Below are 21121 nucleotides of genomic sequence, written 5' to 3' on the forward strand. Positions count from 1 at the left end.
TGCAAAATACCGCGCGCGGCGCAATATTTTAAATTTAATCGCGCCACCTGCGCCCCGCCCCTGCCTGCATCTAGTTAGCTCGCCTGCTCTCCCGTCTGTGCGCTTGCTCGCCGACCCGCTCACCCATCTACTTTCCTTTTTTCCAAAACGCAAAACGCCGCCCCGTAAGGCGCGAATCGCAGTTTAAATTTAGCCGCAAGAGCCGCGGATAGCGCTGCGAAATATTGTAAACTGCGCAATGAAATTTTAAAACTATGGAATTTAGCCGCTCTGTTTATGAGCACAACTAGCAGATCGCGACAGGCGTTAAATTTCAAACCAAAAGATAAAGCCAAACCCCTCTTTGCAATTATTCTGCGTAATCGCTCCGATTTATATTTGCATGTTTGATTAAAATTTTGTAAAGAAACGCGGCGCGGCTAAATAAAATTAAAGCAGATCCGCAAATGCACGGCAAGCGGTTAAATTTAAAGCTAAATTTAGACGAAATTTACGGCGAAAATTGCGGGTTTCGCGAGCTTTTTAAGGCTTCCTTTAAGCATTATCAAATTATCCGCGCCGGAGATTTTAAGAGTGGAGTTTTCAAAGCAAAATTCTAAATTTTTTAGCGCGTTTTCGCTTAAGAGGCGCGCAAGCTCCAAAATATAGCTCAGCCAGGCAAGCTTGGCGGAATCAGGCAAAATCGCGCTCAAAGGCGCGAACGTAGCTCCCAGCTCACGCTTGCCGTGCATCGAGATGATCGCGGCTATGAGCGCCTTTTCTTTGTGCGTCGTGCGGTAGTTCAGCCCGCCGAGCACCATATCCGCGCTGGTTTCGTGCTTGGCATAAAAGCCGATCGCCCGCCCGATCTCGCAAAGCGATGCCGCGGTCTGCAGAATTTTAATATATTTTTCGCCCAAGCCGTGTAGAGGCGATAGCGCGCAAAACAGCGCCTTTGCGAACTTCGGAGCCTCGCTGGGCTCGGAAGCGAAGCGATCTTTGAGGCTTCTTAGGCTCGGATTAAAGCTTCTAGGTAGGTTTGCGCCGCGCAAGATCGAGCTTAAAAACGCCCCCTCTCGCACTCCCACGCCGCTTGTGATGATCTTTTTCGCTCCCAGGCGCCTTACGATCTTATCAAAGATGATGGCGCCCTCTCTGATCGTGTCGTAGCGGTCCTTTTTGATCGGGAATTTCGCCAGATCAAGCGTCTTTGCGCTCATCAGCTTGGCAAAAAACGGCGCGTATTTTTCATAATCGTAGCTGAAATTATGCACGATCTTTAGTGGGTGGTTTTGCAGGCTCATCACGGCGCCCGATAGCGCTCGCGCAGAGCCGCCCATTACGATTAAATTTTGCGTGCGAAACTCGGCGCCGAGCTGCGAGATCTCGCTATTTATGTATTTCTCCAGCCCCTTTGTGTCGCCGCGGTCGAAAAACAGCTCCTTTAGCCGCACCGTGCCTAAATTTAGAGAAATTTTATTTTCTATCCTGCCGTTTTTGATGTAAGCAAGCTCGGTCGAGCCGCCGCCGATATCTAGCGTAACGCCCTCAGAAAAGTCGCTAAGCAAATTCTGCGCCGCATAGGCGCCCAGATACGCCTCCATCTGCCCGTCTATCTTGCGGATCGCAATGCCCGTTTGCTTGCGGACGAGATTTATAAACTCGGCTCCGTTCGGCGCATCACGAAGCGCGGACGTACCGATGCAAAGCACGCGTTTGGCCTTGTAATTGCATACCAGGGTTTTAAATTTTTTAAACGCCAGCAGACATTTCTGCATCGCTTCGGTGGTTAAAATTCCGCCGTTTTCGTAAGCGCCCTCGCCTAGGCGGATTTTGATCTTGTGCTCCGCTAAGATAAAAAACCCGAGCCTGCTAGTGCGCTCAAAAATCACGGCTCTGGCGGAATTTGAGCCCAGATCTATGACTGCGACGCGCTTGGGCATTTAAATTTCCATATGGACGTGTTTATATTTCAGCTCGTCCGCCGTCTCAATATTATCGGGATCGGTGATGATACACTCGACCGGGCAGACCACGATGCAAGCGGGCTCTGAATAATCATCTACGCACTCGCAGCATCGATCGGCATCTATGATGTATATCGGCTCATCCTCAAAAATCGCTTCATTAGGGCATTCCTCGCGGCACGCGTCGCAACTAATGCATTCTTTTGTAATCAACAATGACATATAATTTTACCTTACGAAAAAATTTATGGCGTTTATACCATAAAAAGCTTCATTTTGTTTTAAAATAGCGGAATTTCGGGCTATTTCTTAAATTTTTTAGCGGAAGTTTGAAAATCGCGACGATTAGCGAGCGCCCTTTGTCGTTTTTAAGATCTACTTGCGCGCCCATCGCTTGAGCAGCATTTTTGGCTAAAAATAGCCCGAGCCCGGCTCCCGGTTTGCCGCCGTAGCGCTTAAAAGGGGCAAAATAATCAATCTCTTCGTTAAGCGGCTCGCCTTTGTTTGCGACCCGCACGATGAAATCTCCATCCGAAATTTCGCTCTCGATCAGTACTTTTTCGCCATCAGGAGAAAATTTTATGGCGTTTTGGATAAAATTTTGAATCACATGCATAAAGAGACTTTTCTGCACCGAAATTTCAAGCTGTTCAGGCTTAAGATCTATCGTCAAGTCCTTGCCTGCCGTACGCGCTAAAATTTTAAAGCCCACGCATAGCTCCCGTAGATATGCAATCATATCGGTCTGCTCGGGCGCTTCGAACTGTGCCCCCTCCTGTCGCCCGATCTCTAGGATCGAACTGATCATCTTATTCATATTATCGATCGAATCGTTGTTATTTTTAAGCGCCTCGATATATTTCTCGCTCTCGCGCGGCTTAAGAAGCGTAACTTCGTTTTTGGTTTTCATCACCGCCAGCGGAGTCTTAAGCTCGTGCGCGATGCCGATAAAAAGCTCTTTTTGATACAAAATGAAGGTCTCGATACGCTCAAGTAGGCGGTTAATGCTGTTTGAAAGCGGGCTAAATTCACTTGGAATTTCCGCTGCGTCGATCGGCTTTAGAAATTTTTCATCCACCGAAGCGAGCCTTTGGCTGATCAGCTTAATCGGCATTAGTAGCATGCGCGAGAGAAACATCGCGTAAAATACCACTAAAAATATCATAGTCAAATTTACCAAAATGATGTCGATGAGTATTTGATTTACGATGTTTGCATAGACGCTCACGTCTGCTTTGATGCTTAAAATTTTATCCTTACCATAAGGGTAGTGCAGCTGTAAATAGCTCCTGCCATCCTCGGAGCTTTCGATAAATTTAGGTTTATTGATACTTTCGTTTTCGATGATTTTGCTTTCGTATTCACCGGATGCGTCTTGTAAAAAAGATGAAATTTTCTCAGGCGGCACAGAAGTGTCTACGATTTTTTGTGCTCTTTGGATTAAATTTTGAACGGGAGTTTCGAAGATAGTAATCCTCATGTAGTTATAGAGCATCACCGAAAAAATGACAATTAGCATCAACGAAGCGGATGCTAATTGTATTACAAAGCGGACTCTTAGGCTTTTTGTGGAAAGCAAAATCTATATCCGCGTCTGCGAACGGTCTCGATCGTAGAGATATTTAGAGGCTTATCCATTTTCTGGCGGATTTGATTGATCGCGACTTCGATGACGTTTGGCGTAACGAGCTCAGGCTCCTCCCAGATGGCATCTAATAGCTGCTCTTTACTGACGATCTGATCGCTGTGGCGCGCTAGGTGAGTTAGCACCTCAAACGGCTTACCCTTGAGCTCGATCTCTTGACCCAAGTAAGTAATTTTTTCCTCATCAGGATCAATGATAAGATCGTCGATCTTGATGATATTTGAGCCGCCGAAGCGAAGTCTAGCCTCAAGGCGCGCTACTAAAACGTCAAAGTCGAAAGGCTTTTTGATAAAATCGTCCGCGCCCGCGCGAAGTGCTTTTATCTCGCTTTCTTTATCGTCTTTTGCAGATAGCACGACGACGGAGGTGCGCGCGGATTTTTGCTTAACTAATGCGATGAGATCGATGCCGTTGCCGTCAGCTAGCATCCAATCGGTTAGCACCAAATCATAATTTCTAATGCCGATATAATACTCTGCGTCCTTAAAACTCTCGGAAGTATCCGTCTGATAGCCGAACTCCATCAAGCCCTCCGCTATCGTCTTGTTTAAAGTCACCTCGTCCTCGACTATTAAAATTCTCATTTAATTTCCTTGCCTTAAAATTTTGCGGCGATTTTAACATATTTTAAGCAAAATTTCAAGATTTTTTAAAGAAATTTTAAAATTTTATCTCTATTTCCGCGCCGACGCTCGCGTCTTGTAAAATTTCGGGCTTTAAAATTTTCATATAAAAATAATCCATCGATCGAAATTTTGAGTGAAACTCCTGCGCGAAGTATTTTAGCGCGTCCTCTACGAGGCGAAATTTTTTCTCGCGGAACTCCGCTTTGATATATTCGCAAACCCGCGCATAGTCGATAAATTCCTCCGCTCCGAACTTCGCCCACACCCAGACGCGCTGCTCGCGCTTGCGCTCAAAATCCAGCGTCCCGATTATCGTGCCAAATTCCAGCTTTTCGATTAAAATTTTAATCATACTACGCGCTTTTCCTCGCCCTTAAGCAGCCTGGCGATATTCGGCGCGTGTTTGTAAAATACGATGAAAACTATCAGAAAGATCGGCGCATGAGTGTTGATTGCTGGCATCTGCGGATGGATCACGTAGCTTGCTACGACTAGCGCAAGCGCCGCTGCAAGCGAGGCTACGGATGAAATTTTAACCGTCTTGCCGACTACAAACCAAACTGCAAGCGCGATGATAAGCTCGATAGGAATAAAGCAAGCAAGCACGCCCGCGCCCGTCGCAATGCCCTTACCGCCGTTAAATTTCAGATACGGGCTGAAGCAATGCCCAAGTACTGCAAAGACAGCCATGCTCCATAGCACGTTTTCATCAAAGCCTAAAGCCCGCGCGATCAGTATCGGCAGGGCGCCCTTTAGCGCGTCGCAGGCAACCGTGAGGATCGCGAGCTTTTTTGCTTTTTGCGGATCGCGAGTTTTTAAGACGCGAAGGACGTTGGTAGCGCCTATGGAGCCGCTACCCTCTCTTTTGATATCCACGCCACCTAGGTATCTGCCGATCAAAAGCCCAAAGGGGATCGCAGCGATCAGATACGCAGCAAAGTAGCACCAAAAATTCGGCGCCGTAACGATGCTAAGTAAAAATTCTAAAATTCCCGATTTTTTCATAAAATCCCTTTAACTCTTCCAAAGTAGCGAAATTTTCTCGTCGTAGATGTCGGTTTTCTTCGGCGAAATTTCTTTCGTTTCGAGTTTAATATTTTTCAGATCCAGGCTCTGTTTTAGCGCGTCCACTTCAGCCTCAAATTTCTGCGTAAGCACCTCCAACTCCTCTTGTAGTGCGCTTAGGCTATTTTCGGCATTTTTAGCTTCGCTTCGTTCGTTTAAAATTTTATGCGCGCTTTTAGCTCCGCTGATTGCTTTGGAGATGTTGCTAGCGCTGCGCGAGCGACCTAAAAACGCGCCCAAGATCGCTCCGCCTATATTTAGCGCCGCATCCACGCCGCGACTTAGCACGTCGCCCTTTTCCTTTTCATACTTTTCGCTAGCGCGCGAAATTTTATCCTCAAGGCGCGCCTTTTCCTTCTCAAATTTAGCCGTAATCTCGTCGGTTTTGGCCTCTAAAGCTTCATTTGCCTTATCGCCTAGGCGCACAAAAAACTCCTCCCTGCTCTCGCCCGGTTTTGAGAGCAGATCAAGCGCGCTAAAAAGTTCTAACTTTTCGTTGCGGTAGAGCCATTCTTTAAAGCTTTTAAGCTGAGCGTTTAAATTTTTTGCGCCCGCGATGAAGCTAGGAAGCGCGCCATAGAGCGAGCCCGCCTGCTCTTGTCCGCTTAAATTTGCAACTTCTCGCGTGCTCGCCTCGCCCCAATCTATTTCGCCCCCGTCCGAAAGCGATAGCAAAAAGGAGCGCTCCTGCGTAAAATCGACTCCCTTGTCGCAAAATCGCATCTTAGCGCTTGCGTACAGATATGGGCTTAGCTCAAGGCTCGCGCCGTAGCTGTAAAGCTGCGAAATTTCACCGGAAACTACGGGCTTGGCGGCACCGGCGGATTTGATGCCTTGCGCGGCGTCCGATACGGACGAAATTTCAGTCTTTTTGTCTTTCATTAAATTTGAAATTTGTTCGTTGCTTAAAGGGCCTTTTAAATAGCTTAGCGCGAAGCGCGTCTCGATCACCCGCAGCACATCCTCGTTGATGTTTTTTACCAAAAAATTTCGCTTTTTGAGATTTGAAATTTTCTCCATAAGCACGCTTTTGTCGATCGGATTTGAGCCGATGCCGCTTAGGCCGCTGATGACGCGCTCTTTATCCTGCGCGGTCTGCAAGCGCCCGATAAACCACGTACCGATGTTGCTAAGCCCCTTGTAATCGAGATCGACCGGGTTTTGCGTCGATAATACGCAACCAAGTCCGAATGCGCGAGCCTGCTTCAGCAGCGTAAGCATCGGGGTTTTGCTCGGCGGATTGCCGTTTGGCGGGAAGAAGCCGTAAATTTCATCCATATAAAGCACGGCGCGCAAGGAACTCGTACCGCTGGTGGTGCGCATCCATTTGATCATCTCACCTAAAAGTAGCGTGACGAAAAACATCCTCTCGTCGTCGTTTAGATGCGCGATGGAAAATATATTCGCCCTCGCTCTGCCGTTTTCATCAAAGAGCATCTTGGCGATATTTAGCCGCTCGCCCTCGCACCAAAGCTTAAAGCTCGGACTTGCGATGAGCGCGTTAATCTTCATCGCAAGCGCCATTCGCTTATCGCTCGGAAAAAAGGTATTAACGTCGAAAACGCCGATCTTATCGAAAGGCGGGTTGCCGATCTGTGCGATGAGATCCACTACGCTCACCCCCTCGCCTTTGCCGAAATGATAGGACAGAATTTGGCTGATTAGTAAAAATTCCGGCGAGCTGAGATTATCGCTGCCGATCCCTGCAAGGCTTAGCACGCTAGTGGCGATGCCGCCGACGTAGTTGTTCAGATCCTCTTCGTTTAAGCCCTTCGGCGCTTCAAAGTCGCTTAACAGGCTAATTCCAAGACCTGCGCTTGATTTGGGCGTATAAATTCTAAAATCAGCGCTGTTTTTCAAAAGCTCCACTCTCGCCAGATCTTGATATGAGCCCTCGATCCCCTCGCGCCAGGTATTTGCGGTCTGCTCGGCATACTCGTGCACGCTAAGACCTTTGTTTTGCGCCTCGGTCTCGTCGATATAGGGCTCAAAATCCTCAGCCCTCATCTGCGGAAAGGTAAGAGCTAAATTTGTCAGATCGCCTTTCGGGTCGATGATGATGGATGGGATATTATCGATCGCGGCTTCTTCTAGCAGCGTGATGCCAAGTCCCGTTTTACCGCTACCGGTCATTCCGATGATAAGCGCGTGAGTCGTCAGATCCTTGTTTTTATACAAAAACGGCTCGCCGTTTTCAAGCCCCAGATAAAAAAGCTTTAAATTTTCTTGAAGCGTTTTCATTGCCTTCCTTAAATTTGCAATTTGTGCGGCATTATATCATTTAAATTTTTAAATTTAAATTTGCTAAAATGCGCGAAAAATCAAGGAATGGCAAGTGTTAAAAGAAAAAATTAGAAACGGAAAAAGCGGAATTTTGCTCTACGGCATCGTCCCGCCTAAAATCACGTCCTCTCAAGACGAGCTCGAGCGACTAGGTACGGCGTGGTCGCAACGCCTAAGCGAATGTGAATGCGACGGTATCGTTATCTACGATCTACAAGACGAAAGCGCGCGCACAAAAGATGAGCGGACCTTCCCTTTTGTGCATACGATCGATCCTGCACGCTACTACACGCAGTATCTACATACCGATAAAGAAGCGATCATCTACCGCGCGGTAGGCAAATATGACGAAGCGGAATTTTGCGAAATTCTAAGGCATGCCGCAAGCGGACTGGGCGTTTTCGTGGGGGCGAGCTCTAAAAACGAAGAATGCAAACTGCATCTAAGCTGCGCCTATGAGCTCAAGCGACTCGTGGCGCCGCATCTTTGCCTAGGCGGCATCTGCATTCCTGAACGCCATGAAAAGAGCCGCGACGAGCACCTAAAAATCGCGGAGAAGACTGCGGACGGGTGCGAATTTTTTATCACTCAGGCGGTCTATAATGTGCAAAATGCCAAAGATTTCATCGACGATTACGCCGCTTTGGAGTGCAAAAAGGTGCCGATAATCTTTACTTTCACGCCGTGCGGTAGCCTAAAGACGCTTGAGTTTATGAAATGGCTTGGCATCTCGGTGCCAGATTTTCTGCAGCAGCGACTGCAAAGCAGCGTCGATATCTTGCAAAGTTCAACAGCACTGTGCGCGGAGATGTTTGATTTCATCTATAAATACGCCCTCGCAAAAGGGGTGAGCGTGGGCGCAAACGTCGAGAGTGTCAGCACCCGCCGCGTCGAAATCGAAGCCTCGCTCGGCTTACTAAAAGAGATCAGAAAAATTATCCTTAAGCACGAGAATTTGGGATTTTACGTTATTTAAAATTTTAAACTGGGCACACGAACAACACTCTAGATAGTCCAAATTAACGGAGAAATTTTAAATAATTTTAGATCGATTTCTGAAAAATAAATCGAAATTTTATCCGAATGGAATTTGAACTTAAAATTTATAAAAAAATGCCCCAATAATATGCTTTAATAACTGTCGTCCATAATTGTGAGATGATATTTTGTGCGAAATTTTTCAATGCTTACAATGGCATTGAGCTAGACCTACCATCAAAACCTATAAACCGCTGTAGCTTTCGCGCTAAAACTAAACGCATTGACCGCTTCAGTCTGCAGCTATAGCGTGGCTGCGCCCTCTGGCTCGCTGCTATCTATATAGAGATAATATATTGATAACGAGAGATACCTGGAGGCTTTATACCCTATAGATATTTAGAGATACGACGCCTCTTCGCTCATGGCATAGCGTCCTTTATTTTTCCATTCGTAGTATTTGATTTAAATTTACCGGCGTTTATGCTAAATTTCAAATCTAAGGCAATTTGATACTTGCTGTTGTGAGCGTTTTGGTATTTGAATTTTAATTCTCCGCGTATATGTAGGTCGCTCAAAAGATCCACATACACCGCTGTAAAAATACTTGCCGAGCTTTGCAGCTAATTAAAAGCCGTTAATGCAGAATCGGCTGAAATTAACGTCCATTTAAGCTATCGCATATTTGATTTCTTTTATATTCTAAAAGCCCGCCGCCAAAAAACAGCAGACCTAAGACTAACGTCGTTTTACTATCTCACGCAAAAGCCGATATTTTAACTGCGCAAGATTATAATATGCTTTCAATCGCAAACGCTTCATTTTAAAATTTTGAAACCTAACTCGGAATAAATATAAATTTGAAATTAGTTTTGTAAATAAGCTTGGAATTTTAACTCTTAAATATGGCGAAATTCAAAGATAATAAAATTTAAAAAGCGCTAGTTTATGCTCTTACCGCCGAATTTCAAAAGCGCGCTGCCCCACGTAAAGCCGCCGCCGAACGCATCCAAAAGCATAAGCGAGCCGTTTTTGAGCCTGCCGCTCTCGTAAGCATCATTTATCGCCATCGGGATCGACGCCGAGCTCGTGTTGCCGTATTTACCGATCGTAAGCACGCACTGTTCGTCGCTAAATTCCAGTCTCGCCTTGACCGCCTCGATAATGCGCAAATTAGCCTGATGCGGGATGAAAAGATCGACCTGCTCGGGCGAAATTTTATTTTTCTCCAAAATCTCCACGACGTCGTTACTAAGCGTCGGTACCGCAATTTTAAAGACCTCGCGCCCCGCCATCTGCATGAAGCCTAGTTTTTCGTCGATGATTTTTTGGCTGAGTGGATTGACGCTGCCTGGGGCTGCGGTGATGAGAAGATCGCCCTTGCTGCCGTCGCTAGCGGTATGAATGTCGATGATTTCGTTATCGTCACGCGCCGCTATAACCGCAGCGCCTGCGCCGTCGCCGAAAAGTATGCACGTAGCGCGGTCGCTCCAATCGACTATCGAGCTTAGCTTTTCCGTACCGATTATCAGCACGTGTTTTTTGGCACCGCTTTCGATGAGGGATTTTGCGAGCTCCAAAAGATAAATAAAGCCCGTACAGGCGGCATTTATATCAAACGCCGTAATGCCGAAATTTAGGCCTAGTTTATCCGCGATAACGCACGCGGTCGAGGGCATGCAGAAATAATCGGGCGAGATCGTGGCGCAAATTATCACATCGATCTCATTTTTTTGTAAGCCGCTACGCTCAATCGCAAGCGCTGCGGCCTTCATACCCAAATCGCTAGTGGTTTCGCCCTTCGCGATACGGCGTTCATGAATGCCAGTTCGCTTGACGATCCATTCATCAGTCGTTTCAACCATCTTTTCAAGATCGAAATTGGTTAAAATTTGGCTCGGCGCATATGCTGCGATCGAGATCATCGAGGCTTTTTTCATTTTTGCTCGTTTGAAGAAATTTCGCTTTCTATCGCGGAGTTGATTTTGGAATCTGCAAATTTAAGCGCCTGAAAGATCGCATTTTTAACGGCTTTCGGAGTGCTTTTGCCATGGCTTATGATGACGCATTCTTTGACGCCCAAAAGCGGCGCGCCGCCGTATTCGTCGTAGTCCGTGCTTTTTTTGATTATCTTAAAGACGCGCTTCATCAAGATGGAGCCAGCGATGGCGATCGGGGATTTTTTCGTTTCGTTTTTAATAAGTTTGCCGATAGCGCTTGCGACACCTTCGCTGGATTTTAGCATAATGTTACCGATAAATCCGTCGCAAACTACGACATCCACGGAGCCGTCAAAAATTTGATTGCCTTCGACATTACCGATAAAATTTTGCATCTTCTTAAGCATATGAAAGGTTTCTTTTGTTACCTCGTTGCCTTTACTATCCTCCTCGCCGTTGGATAATAAGCCGATGCGTGGTGCGTTTAAACCCATAATCTCCTTGGCGTATGCTTCGCCCATAATCGCGAATTGAAACAAATTCTCAGGCTTACAATCCACATAAGCGCCCACATCTAGCACAAGCGTGCGACCGCCTATGGAATTTGGCATCAGCGTAGCAATCGCCGGGCGTAAAATGCCTTTCAGCCTTCCTATGCGAAGCGTAGCAAGGCTCATCGTAGCGCCGCTGTGTCCTGCGGATACTACGGCTTTGCAAGTGCCGTCTTTTACTAGATCGACCGCTTTAAAGATGCTACTCTCTTTGCGTTTGAGAGCGTCGGTTGCGCCCTCTTTCATCTCGAAAACTTCGCTTGCAGCTACGTAAGTGATATATTTCTCAAAGCCTTGATCTTGTGGAATAAAAGGCTTGATTTGCGCTTCGTCGCCTACCAAAAATGCATTAAATTTACGCTCTCGCAGCGCATCTACGACTCCGTTTATTATCGGCTCGCAGCCGAAATCACCGCCCATCGCGTCTATAGCAACGGAAATCATCGGATTAATATTCGCCCGTAGTTTTGTTTATTCTATGCGGAATTTTCCAGCTTCCGTCTTTATCTTTGACGGGGATCGGAAGGGTCACTTTGTAGTGAGTGCGTCTTTTCGCCGCACGAGTTTTACTAACTCTTCGCTTTGGAACTGCCATTTTTTCTCCTTTATAAATTTAGTTCTTGCATTCTTCGCAATAAAAATAGTCGCTTTTAAAAGCTTCCGTTTCGCTTCTTAAAATTTCATCCAGATCAACTTCGGTACCGAAAAACTCCATAACGTCCAAGCTCTCGTGCCTTTCGTCGTTAAAAACACCTTCGCTTAAAAGCAAATTTACGCTCTCGTTTACGTCAAGATCAAATTCTTTGCCGCAACGGTCACAAATGTATGGAATTTTGCCCTTAATTTCGCCCTTGCACTCGATAAACTTAGAGTCTTTTCGTTTTAAATTTCCGCTAAACTTAAGTCCGTCTCGCGAAATTTCAAATGGCACGGGCACGGCGGAAATTTTAGCAAAAGCGATCTTCACGTGGTACTCTTAGCAAATTTCTCTTTTTGCAAAGAAAAATGCGATCTCGGTTTTTGCGTTTTCTAGGCTGTCGCTGCCGTGAACGGCGTTAGCGTCGATGCTGTCTGCAAAATCCGCCCTGATCGTGCCTTTATCGGCTTTTTTCGGATCGGTAGCGCCCATTAGCGCACGATTTTTAGCTACGGCATCGTCGCCTTCAAGCACCATTACGACCACCGGGCCGCTAGTCATGAACTCAATCAGATCCTTATAAAAAGGGCGATCCTTGTGAATTTCATAAAATTTACCTGCATCTTCGGCGCTTAGGCATAATTTTTTAGCCGCTGCGATTCTTAGTCCGTGGCTTTCGAAACGATCGATAATTTTGCCGATAACACCTTTTTTAACGGCATCAGGCTTAATAATAGAAAGCGTTTGCTGCATATAATCTCCTTAAAGTGAAAGGCGGATTGTATCGAAAAATAGGTTAAAATTTATTTAAGGATTGAATGAATTAAAATTCCGCGCATTTGATCGCGGAATTTTATCTGCTAGGCAAATACCGGGGTATCTCCGCTGCGTAGATCCGCGCCTATACTATCCCTACTAGGTTGACCCGCTACGATGTCGCTCCAGACTATACAGCCGTCGGTCGGACAGGCGTTTGCGCACGCAGGCTCGTCGTTGTAACCCACGCACTCGACGCATTTATCGGCATATACGTAGTAGCTATCCTCGCCGCTTGGGTTATCGCTATCGTCCACGATCGCATTTACCGGGCACTCGTCGATGCATGAGCCGCAGCTAATGCAAATATCGGTGATTTTTACAGCCATTGTTTCTCCTTTATCAAAAAATGAAGCGTGATGATAACATACTAAATTTAAAAAATGATAAAATTTAATATTATCAAACAAATAAATTTTATTATATAAAAATTTTATAAAAATAACAAGTAAAAAAGGACTGAAAACATAAATTTTATTATATAAAAAATTTCATCAAATTTCAGCAAATCTAAAGTTATAAAATGTATAATCGCCATCATAAATTTTATTAACAAGGAGAAACAAATGATAGTAACCAACAAAGCCGTTGATTTCACGGCAACTGCGGTTTTAGGCAACAACGAAATAGTTGAGGATTTCAACCTCTATAAAAATATCGGCGAAAAAGGCGCGGTCGTATTCTTTTATCCAAAAGATTTTACCTTCGTCTGCCCAAGCGAGATCATCGCATTCGATCACAGATATCAAGATTTCAAATCCAAGGGCATCGAAGTTATCGGCGTTAGCTGCGATAGCGAGTTTACCCACCTTGCATGGAAAAACACTCCGGTAAACGCAGGTGGTATCGGCAAAGTGCAGTTCCCACTCGTCTCAGACATTACGAAGGACATCGCGCGCAGTTTCGACGTGCTGTTCGGCAACGCCGTAGCGCTTCGCGGTAGTTTCTTGCTCGATAAAGACGGCACCGTCCGCCACGCCGTCATCAACGACCTACCGCTAGGCCGAAATATCGACGAGATGCTTCGCATGGTCGATACGATGCTATTTACAAACGAGTACGGCGAGGTCTGCCCTGCGGGCTGGCACAAAGGCGATGCAGGGATGAAAGCAGATCCTAAGGGCGTCGCGGATTATCTAGGCAAAAATGCGAGCAAACTATAAGTTGTAAAATTCTTCGCGCGGGCGTACGAATTCTAATGCTAACCACGTAAAGTTTAAATTTAGCCTTGCGCGGGCTATTAAAGCTCTCAAAGCTTTCTAAATTCCGCTGCCAAAATTTTAAGTCGCGGCGGCGGAATTCCAAAAATTCCAAAAATTCCAAAAATTCCAAAAATTCCAAAAATTCCAAAAATTCCGTTTCTTGAAAATCTGCAAGTAAAATTTCAAAACCGCAAGTAAAATCCCAAATCCTTGGTAAAATTTCACCCATAACAAAGCTCGCAAAATCATACTTTAAACTAGCTTTTGTTACAATCGCAAGTTTTTAAATCCAAGGACAATTATGAAAAAGCTTATATTTTTTATCTCCGCCCTGCTTTGCTCTTTGAGCCTTTACTCCGCAGATACCAACCCGGACGCGCCACTTAAGCTCGATCCTAGTGTAGTGCACGGCGAACTGGCAAATGGCGTGAAATTTTATATCCTCAAAAACGATGTGCCAAAAAATAGCGCGCTTTTTTACCTCAACGTAGCCGCAGGTAGCGTCGATGAAAATGACGACGAGCAGGGTCTTGCGCACTTCGTCGAGCATATGGCATTTAACGGCAGCGAGCACTTCGATAAAAACGAGCTAGTCCATACCCTGCAGCGCCTTGGAGTAAAATTCGGCGCCGATCTCAATGCACAGACTGGCTTTGAAAACACCACATACAACATCCAGACCCAAGTAAGCGACGAGACACTAAAGGACGTATTTTTGGTGCTGCGCGATTATGCAGGCGGCGTGAAATTTGACGAGAACGAAACGCAAAAGGAAAAAGGTGTAATCTTAGAGGAAGCAAAAAAAGGCTTTGAGAGGCGCTTTTACGAAAAGCGCGCCACATATTTATACCCTAATTCCATATTTTCCAGACGCTTTCCGATCGGACAAAATGAAATCATCAAAGGCGCCACTGGCGAGCAACTAAAAAAATTCTACGCGCGCAACTACCTTCCTAGCGCCATTAGCATCATAGTCGTGGGCGACGTAAACGTTGAGCAGATTAAAAACCTAATCAAACAAAATTTTAGCTCTCTTTCTGCGCACGGCGAAAAAATCCCGCGCGATCTTAACCTGCGCCCCTTTGAAAGCGGGCTAGCAAGCACCGTGGAACCTGAGCTCGGCGCCAATGTCGCTAGCGTGCTTTACGCAGGCAAATATGAGCCGCTAAGGAGCTACGGCGCACTTAAGAATGAGTGGCTGCAAGCCTACGTATCGAGGCTGATGGAGCTTGGATACGACGCGATGAATGTAAATGCCAAAATTCCGCTTAAAGCCTATTTCGGCTCGGACGATCTGTTTAAAAACCGCAGACTATACAGCATAAGCGCAAATATTTTTAATTTCGACGCCAACGCCACATTAAGTAGTCTTTTTAGCGCGATCAAAGGGGTACGCGAACACGGATTTAACAATGACGATTTTGATAGCGTTAAGGCGGAATTTAAACATCAAGTGCAAGCCGATCTGCTTAAAAACGATACGCAAAGTGCGCAAATAGGAGCGCTACTTGATTTCGTACAAAACGGCAATGTAAAGCTTAGTAAGCAAGACGAGCACGATCTAAGCCTCAAGGCATTAGAAGAAATAACGCTAGCGGATGTTAATAAATTTTTCTCTAAGATAACAGATGGAGCGAGATTTACGGAGATTATCTCGGCAAAGGATTTGGGCATTAGCCAAAAAGACGCGAAGCTGCTCTACGAAAAAGCGCTGCCGTTTAATTTCGCTGCTTCGAAGCTTGCTTCCAAGCAGCTTGCGGGAGCAAATTTAAAAGAGGCGGAATTTAAAGCGCAAAAAGGCGCTAGCGGCACTGAAATTTTGGAGTTTAAAAACGGCGCGAAGGTAATTTTAAAGCCCCTTAAAAGCGAGAAAAATAAAATCGCCCTCGCAGCCATTAAAAAAGGTGGCTACGCGCACTTCGGCAAAGCTCGTGGCGAAATTTTAACTGCGCTGCTAAACTCTGGCACCATAGGCGAGCTAAACGAATACGAGGCGGGACGCTTGACCTCAAAATTTGATTATAAGCTAAGATTTAGGATGGATGACGCAGACTGCGGTTTTAGAGGCGCAGGAGCGGATCTGGAGGCGATGACACACGAGCTTTACGCAAGATTTAGCGAGCCGCTAATTCATGCAAGCTCGCTTACAAAATACAAAACCGACGCGCTTTCGGCGATTGCGCTACGAGACGAGACGGCGGAATTTAAATTCGGCGAGCAAATTTTAAAATCTCTATATTCGGGAGATATAGCTCGTAAGCAGCCGCTTAGCGTAGATGACGTAAAGAACGCAAATCTTGCCGATTTACAGCGCGATGCGGATGAAATTTTTTCAGGTGCTGGAGATTTTATCTTTGTGCTTAGCGGCGATTTTGAGCCTGTGCGCGCAAAACAAATTCTAGCCAAATATATCGGCAATCTAAAACCCGGCACAAGCAGCGCTACGCCTAAAACTTTGATGCTAAATACTTCTAGCGGCGAGATTGTGCAAGACTACGGAGATAGTGATAAAAGCGAAGTTCGGATGATTTTTTCAAACTATGAGCTGCAAAATTTTGACTTTTCAGACACTTATAAATTTCAAGCGCTAAAAAGCGTGCTAAGCAATCGTATCGTCGAGCAGATCCGCGAGGCGCGCGGACAAATTTATTCGGCGATGGTACATAGCGCCTATGTGCGTGAGCCACAAATCGCAGCGAGCTTGAATGTATCGTTTTCTACCGAGCCGAAAGACGCCCGTGCGGTTGCAGCAAGCGTGAGTGAAATTTTAAAACAGATCGAAAGCTCGGGCGCAAAAGATAGCGAGCTGGCAAATTTCAAAAAAGCTCAAATTCTATCGACCAAAAGAGCTGTGCAGACGAATGATTTTTGGCTTGCTAATATCACTGCGCACGAGCTTTACGGCTATCCGCTCTATGACGAAAAAAGCTACGCAGCAAGCATAAACGCAGTAAAAAGCGCGGATGTGCAAGAAGCCGCGCAAATGCTAAGCGATAGGCTATTTACGGCGATTTTAAATCCAAAGGAGCGTTGATGTTTGCTTCATTTTTTAAAAACAAAAAATGGGCATTTTGGGCATATTCGGGAATATTTTTTCTAATTGCGATTAATTGGTATCAAACTACCTTAAATGTGAGAATAAACGAATGGTACCGCGCGTTTTACGATCTGTGCCAAAACGTAGAACGTCATACGCTAGAGGAATTCTACGCACAGATGAAGGTCTTTTTATGGATAGCGATGCCTTCCGTTATCGCCGGGGTTTCGGAGCGATACGCAGCGCGGGTTTGGGCATTTAAATGGCGAGAAGCGATAAGCTTTTCCTATTTTTCATACTGGAAAAAGGTAAGCAAAGATATCGAAGGCAGCTCGCAACGTATCCAAGAGGATATCTTTCGTTTCTCAAAAACTATCGAAGAGATGGGCACGAGAGTGCTTTCGGCAGCTATGACGCTGTTTGCGTTCATACCGGTGCTGTGGGGACTTAGCAGCAATGTCCCTTTTGAATTTCTAAAAAAAATCCCCGGCTCGCTCGTCTGGATCGCGCTTTTAGTTAGCATTGGCGGATTAATAATTTCTTGGTTGGTGGGCTGGTATCTGCCGAGACTGGAATACAATAACCAAAAGGTCGAGGCGGCGTTTAGAAAAGAACTTGTTTTTGCGGAGGAGGATAAGATAAATTACGCAAGCGAGGAAAAAATTCTTTTATTATTTGATAAGATCAAATATAACTATTTTAAACTGTATCTGCATTACTGCTATTTTGATATGTGGTTCAACTCATTTTCGCAGTTTCTAATGATCGTACCTTACTTGATAATGGGTCCTGGGTTATTTACTAAGGTAATTACGCTTGGAGTTATGGTGCAGGTAAGTAACGCTTTTAATCAAGTGCGCGGTAGTTTTAGTATTTTTATGAATAACTGGACGACGATCACGGAGCTTCGCTCAATCCATATGCGACTTAAAGAGTTTGAAAAAAATATCGATTACAAGGGCTAGATAAAATTTCGCCCGCATCTTGCGGCCCTAGACTTCGCTTTCTAAATTTAAAGCAAAATCCCGGGTCGCAAGCTTTTAAAATTTCTACGCTTTTACTGCTCTCTTTTTTCGTGATGAGTAATGTTTAGCTTTATAAATTTATAGCTCGCGATTAGCAAGATCATCCAAATCGCGATGAAAACTAAAGATTTGATCATTTTTTAATCCTTAAAATTTTTATAATGCGGCGCATAAAAAGCGTCGCCGATATGAAATTTAACTAAGCGCAAAAGCGCGCACGGCCTCGCCGCCACACGGCGCGCGGAAGCCGTGCTAGAGCTGGCGTGCTTAATAATGCTCGCTTGAAAGCTCCTCTTTATCGAGCTTCTTAGCATCCATCGCGCGCCAAACATAGCTTATATAACCCAGCACGAAAGGCACTATAAACGACACGTAAAACATCGTCTTAAGCGTATAGAGGCTCGAGCTTGCATTGCTTATCGAAAGCGAGCTTTGTAGGTCGAAATTTGACGGATAAAACGCCGTGTGATTTAGTCCTAGGATCAAAAATACGCTCGTTACCGCGCATACGACGCCCACGCCATAAAAAAATATCCCGCGCACGCTGCTTGTAAATGCGCCTTTGAATATTCCCACCAACACCAGCACGACGCCGAGCAGTAGCAAAACTAGCGCCGCAGGCAGGCTTAGGTAGTTATGCAGATACTTAAAGCTCTCAAGGCTTACGACGCCGTCGGCGCCAACTGCGTAGCCCTGCTTTAACAAAACCCACGCCAAAAACGCGATGAAAAAAACCAAAAACGCGCTAGCATTAAATTTAAGCGAGGCTTTGAGCTTGGCGATCATTTCAGGCTCGGCGATATTGTTCATCAAATATAAGCTCGCTCCAGTTCTGGCGCAGAAAAATAGCGCAAACCCTAAGATGTAATTAAACGGATTTGCTAACGCCTCAAGCCCGCGAGCGGAGTTTTTCCACTGTACGAAATTATTCTGCCCCAGCGCGAATTCGCTGCCGCTAAAAAGCGTCGAGACGATGATACCAAGCAGGATCGTGCCCAATGAGCCGTTTATGAAAAGAAAGGCTTCATAAGTTTTAGCGCCCAAGAAATTATCGGGCTTTTTTCTGTATTCGTAGGCGACGGCTTGGATTATAAAGCAAAAAAGCAGAGCCATCCACGCCCAATACGCCCCGCCGAAGCTGGTCGCATAAAATAGAGGAAACGCCGCAAAGCACGCCCCGCCGAACATCACGAGCGTAGTAAACGTAAGCTCCCATTTCTTGCCGATGGAATTTATTATAAAATCCTTCTCGGTTTCATTCTTCGCCAGCGTAAAAAGCAGCGTCTGACCGCCCTGCACGAAGAGCATAAAAACTAAAATTCCGCCCAGAAGCGAAATCACGCACCACCAATAAATTTGAAAAATTTCGTGCATCTTAAAATCCTATCTTTATCTGTTTTAGCATGATCTTTATCTCGGCTATGAATAAAACCGTAAATAAAACCGCAAAGAGCGCGAACGAGATCATTATGTTCGTTCCTGCCAGGCTCGTAGCTGCGACGCCCACCGGCATAAGATCTTGTATCGCCCACGGCTGGCGCCCTACTTCGGCTACGATCCAGCCCGCCTCGCACGCGACGTATCCCAAAGGAATGCTAAAGACGCAAAGCCATAGAATTTTCTTGTATTCGGCGAGGTTCTTTCGCATCGCCAAAAATAGCGTCACGAAAAATAGCAAGATAAAATAGCTTCCCAGAGCCACCATCACGTGGAAGCTGTAAAAGGTAAGCGCCACGGGAGGGACGATCTGCTTCGCGTCGTCAAGGTAGCCGTAGCCTAAATTTTGCATATTTTGGTTACCAAATAAAATTTCGCGCGCTTGCTGCATCGCCGCGGTGTCATTCGCGTCTTTGGCGAGCTTGTAATCCTTTAGCGCTTGCAGGGCGATTTTGCCTTTTTCGATCTTTTTATCCGCGCCTTCGATGCCGAATTTTTCGTTTCCAAATACCAAATCATCGATGCCCGGAGTAAAATTATCAAGCCCTCTCGTAGCCATTAGTCCTAGCGCATAAGGCGCTTTAATCTCAAATAAAAACGGTTCCTTATCGTCTCCCGCGGTTTTGCTCGGATTTAAAACTCCAGCCGCGACGATGCCCGCGTTTACTTCACCTTTATACAGACCCTCCATCGCAGCAAGCTTCATCGGCTGCTTTTGCGCGACCTGATAGGCGCTCTCGTCACCGCTAAATAGCACGAAAAGCGAGCTTAGCATACCGAAGCTTGCCGCTACGATGAAGCTTTTTTTAGCAAGCGCGAAATCTTTGTTTTTTAGCATATAAAACGCCGAAATTCCAAGCACGAAAAGCGCCGCGGTAATGTAGCCGCCGCCGACGGTATGTAAAAATTTAGCCACTCCGAAGTGAGATAGCGCGATATCTAAAAAATTGCTCATCTCGTTACGCATCGTATCTGGATTAAAGCTCGTACCAACAGGGTTTTGCATCCAAGCATTCGCGATTAAGATCCAATACGCGCTTAAATTTGATCCGATCGCCACGAGCCAGGTTGAAAGAAGATGAAATTTTTTGCTTACGCGATCCCAGCCGAAGAACATTACCGCAAAGAAGGTAGCCTCTAAGAAAAACGCCAGCAAGCCCTCAATCGCAAGCGGCGCGCCGAAGATGTCGCCCACGAACCAGCTGTAATTCGCCCAGTTGGTGCCGAACTCAAACTCCAGAATCAGCCCCGTGGCCACGCCGATGGCGAAGTTGATGCCGAAGAGCTTCATCCAGAACTTGGTCGTCTGTTTCCAAAACGCCCGCCCCGTGCGGACGTACATCGTCTCCATCAAGGCCATGACGACGCCCAGCCCAATCGTGAGCGGCACAAACAGCCAGTGATAGATGGCCGTCAGCGCAAACTGCGCCCGCGACCAGTCGATCAAAGAAGTATCCAATTGTTGCATATATAAATGTGTAGTTAGAGTAAGTCGGTGGGGGTCAGGGTGTCGCGCGGTGGATGAGTTCTTCGGAGACATACTGCCGGCGCTCGCCCTCCGTGTCGAAGCGGCTCAGGAAGCGGGGGAAGAAGATCATGCGCAACACGACGAACATGATGATCAGCTTCACCAGGATCAGAATCCACAGCGTACGCCCCCAGGTCATCTGCCGGAAGCCGTCGATGTAGAAGCGTGCGACGCGCACCAAGGGGTTGCGGGGGCGGTTGTTCTCTACAGTCATCTCTTTCTTTTTGTACCAAATACAATTTTATTCGGGTGCGAAAGTAAGCCCTTTCCTCTTTCTGCGAAACACGTCGCCGCCGACGCATCCCTCTATCCCTCAACCTCCATCGCCCCTTCTGACGGCCTTGACCTACCCCATGAGCCTCCGCCACTATGCTTTATCCGGTTTAGGGATCGTATCCCTGTTGC

General features: G+C 46.1%; 22 protein-coding genes. 4 read left to right on the forward strand and 18 right to left on the reverse strand.

Going from position 1 to position 21121, the window contains the following annotated elements; genetic code table 11:
- Positions 1–119: 119 nt before the first annotated feature.
- From Q0605_RS09595 to Q0605_RS09630, 8 genes are all read right to left on the reverse strand, one after another.
- Positions 120–335: a hypothetical protein gene (locus Q0605_RS09595; RefSeq protein ID WP_298706532.1), complete on the reverse strand. Its 216-nt coding sequence runs from the start codon at positions 333–335 to the stop codon at positions 120–122.
- 144 nt (positions 336–479) lie between these two features.
- Complete coding sequence (locus Q0605_RS09600) at positions 480–1922, reverse strand: Ppx/GppA phosphatase family protein (RefSeq protein ID WP_298706535.1); 1443 nt, start codon at positions 1920–1922, stop codon at positions 480–482.
- Complete coding sequence (locus tag Q0605_RS09605; RefSeq protein WP_005871264.1) at positions 1923–2168, reverse strand: YfhL family 4Fe-4S dicluster ferredoxin; 246 nt, start codon at positions 2166–2168, stop codon at positions 1923–1925.
- 49 nt (positions 2169–2217) lie between these two features.
- On the reverse strand, positions 2218–3465 hold the full coding sequence (locus Q0605_RS09610) for a HAMP domain-containing sensor histidine kinase (protein WP_298706537.1): 1248 nt from the start codon (positions 3463–3465) through the stop codon (positions 2218–2220).
- Between the two features lie 38 nt (positions 3466–3503).
- Positions 3504–4175: a homeostatic response regulator transcription factor HsrA gene (hsrA, locus tag Q0605_RS09615; RefSeq protein ID WP_005871260.1), complete on the reverse strand. Its 672-nt coding sequence runs from the start codon at positions 4173–4175 to the stop codon at positions 3504–3506.
- Positions 4176–4251: 76 nt separating this feature from the next.
- The gene (locus tag Q0605_RS09620; protein WP_291939954.1) at positions 4252–4569 is read right to left on the reverse strand and encodes a dihydroneopterin aldolase; all 318 of its coding nucleotides are present in this window, start codon (positions 4567–4569) and stop codon (positions 4252–4254) included.
- Positions 4566–5222, reverse strand: coding sequence for a glycerol-3-phosphate 1-O-acyltransferase PlsY (gene plsY, locus Q0605_RS09625; protein ID WP_298706540.1), 657 nt, complete (start codon positions 5220–5222; stop codon positions 4566–4568). Before plsY ends, Q0605_RS09620 begins: the two co-directional genes overlap by 4 nt.
- 9 nt (positions 5223–5231) lie before the next feature.
- Positions 5232–7523 carry a DUF87 domain-containing protein gene (locus Q0605_RS09630; RefSeq protein ID WP_298706542.1) on the reverse strand — a complete coding sequence of 764 codons (2292 nt, stop codon included), beginning with the start codon at positions 7521–7523 and terminating at the stop codon, positions 5232–5234.
- Positions 7524–7617: 94 nt separating this feature from the next.
- Here Q0605_RS09630 and Q0605_RS09635 point away from each other — a divergent pair, with 94 nt between their 5' ends.
- Positions 7618–8541: a methylenetetrahydrofolate reductase gene (locus Q0605_RS09635; protein ID WP_298706544.1), complete on the forward strand. Its 924-nt coding sequence runs from the start codon at positions 7618–7620 to the stop codon at positions 8539–8541.
- 943 nt (positions 8542–9484) lie between these two features.
- On the opposite strand, the gene Q0605_RS09640 is transcribed toward Q0605_RS09635, so the two are convergent.
- The 6 genes from Q0605_RS09640 to Q0605_RS09665 form a co-directional block, all read right to left on the reverse strand.
- Complete coding sequence (locus tag Q0605_RS09640; RefSeq protein WP_298706546.1) at positions 9485–10483, reverse strand: beta-ketoacyl-ACP synthase III; 999 nt, start codon at positions 10481–10483, stop codon at positions 9485–9487.
- Positions 10480–11478 (reverse strand): phosphate acyltransferase PlsX, encoded by a 999-nt coding sequence (plsX, locus tag Q0605_RS09645; protein ID WP_177388473.1) that lies wholly within the window; start codon positions 11476–11478, stop codon positions 10480–10482. The genes Q0605_RS09640 and plsX overlap by 4 nt, the downstream gene beginning before the upstream one ends.
- Positions 11479–11482: 4 nt before the next feature.
- Positions 11483–11629 (reverse strand): 50S ribosomal protein L32, encoded by a 147-nt coding sequence (gene rpmF / locus Q0605_RS09650; protein WP_005871250.1) that lies wholly within the window; start codon positions 11627–11629, stop codon positions 11483–11485.
- Between the two features lie 18 nt (positions 11630–11647).
- A complete protein-coding gene (locus tag Q0605_RS09655) occupies positions 11648–12001 on the reverse strand; it encodes a hypothetical protein (protein ID WP_298706549.1) in 354 nt (117 codons plus the stop codon).
- 9 nt (positions 12002–12010) lie between these two features.
- Complete coding sequence (ndk, locus tag Q0605_RS09660) at positions 12011–12424, reverse strand: nucleoside-diphosphate kinase (RefSeq protein WP_177388469.1); 414 nt, start codon at positions 12422–12424, stop codon at positions 12011–12013.
- Positions 12425–12531: 107 nt separating this feature from the next.
- On the reverse strand, positions 12532–12816 hold the full coding sequence (locus Q0605_RS09665) for a 4Fe-4S dicluster domain-containing protein (protein WP_297903244.1): 285 nt from the start codon (positions 12814–12816) through the stop codon (positions 12532–12534).
- A gap of 237 nt (positions 12817–13053) precedes the next feature.
- Between Q0605_RS09665 and Q0605_RS09670 the strand changes: the two genes are divergently transcribed.
- A complete protein-coding gene (locus Q0605_RS09670; RefSeq protein WP_298706551.1) occupies positions 13054–13650 on the forward strand; it encodes a peroxiredoxin in 597 nt (198 codons plus the stop codon).
- Here the strand turns inward: Q0605_RS09670 and Q0605_RS09675 are convergent.
- Positions 13604–13918, reverse strand: coding sequence for a hypothetical protein (locus Q0605_RS09675; protein ID WP_298706553.1), 315 nt, complete (start codon positions 13916–13918; stop codon positions 13604–13606). The two genes, Q0605_RS09670 and Q0605_RS09675, sit on opposite strands and share 47 nt — an antisense overlap.
- A gap of 72 nt (positions 13919–13990) precedes the next feature.
- Between Q0605_RS09675 and Q0605_RS09680 the strand changes: the two genes are divergently transcribed.
- A complete protein-coding gene (locus tag Q0605_RS09680; protein WP_298706555.1) occupies positions 13991–16723 on the forward strand; it encodes a M16 family metallopeptidase in 2733 nt (910 codons plus the stop codon).
- Positions 16723–17691, forward strand: a complete 969-nt coding sequence (locus Q0605_RS09685) for a putative transporter (RefSeq protein ID WP_298706557.1) — start codon at positions 16723–16725, stop codon at positions 17689–17691. The genes Q0605_RS09680 and Q0605_RS09685 overlap by 1 nt, the downstream gene beginning before the upstream one ends.
- 327 nt (positions 17692–18018) lie before the next feature.
- On the opposite strand, the gene Q0605_RS09690 is transcribed toward Q0605_RS09685, so the two are convergent.
- The 3 genes from Q0605_RS09690 to Q0605_RS09700 are packed head-to-tail and all read right to left on the reverse strand — an operon-like array spanning position 18019 to position 20930.
- Complete coding sequence (locus Q0605_RS09690; protein ID WP_298706559.1) at positions 18019–19125, reverse strand: cytochrome d ubiquinol oxidase subunit II; 1107 nt, start codon at positions 19123–19125, stop codon at positions 18019–18021.
- Between the two features lies 1 nt (position 19126).
- Complete coding sequence (locus Q0605_RS09695) at positions 19127–20656, reverse strand: cytochrome ubiquinol oxidase subunit I (RefSeq protein ID WP_298706561.1); 1530 nt, start codon at positions 20654–20656, stop codon at positions 19127–19129.
- Between the two features lie 34 nt (positions 20657–20690).
- Complete coding sequence (locus Q0605_RS09700) at positions 20691–20930, reverse strand: DUF4492 domain-containing protein (RefSeq protein ID WP_037998268.1); 240 nt, start codon at positions 20928–20930, stop codon at positions 20691–20693.
- Positions 20931–21121: the final 191 nt, after the last annotated feature.

This window comes from uncultured Campylobacter sp. (assembly GCF_938017705.1).
GTDB lineage: Bacteria > Campylobacterota > Campylobacteria > Campylobacterales > Campylobacteraceae > Campylobacter_B.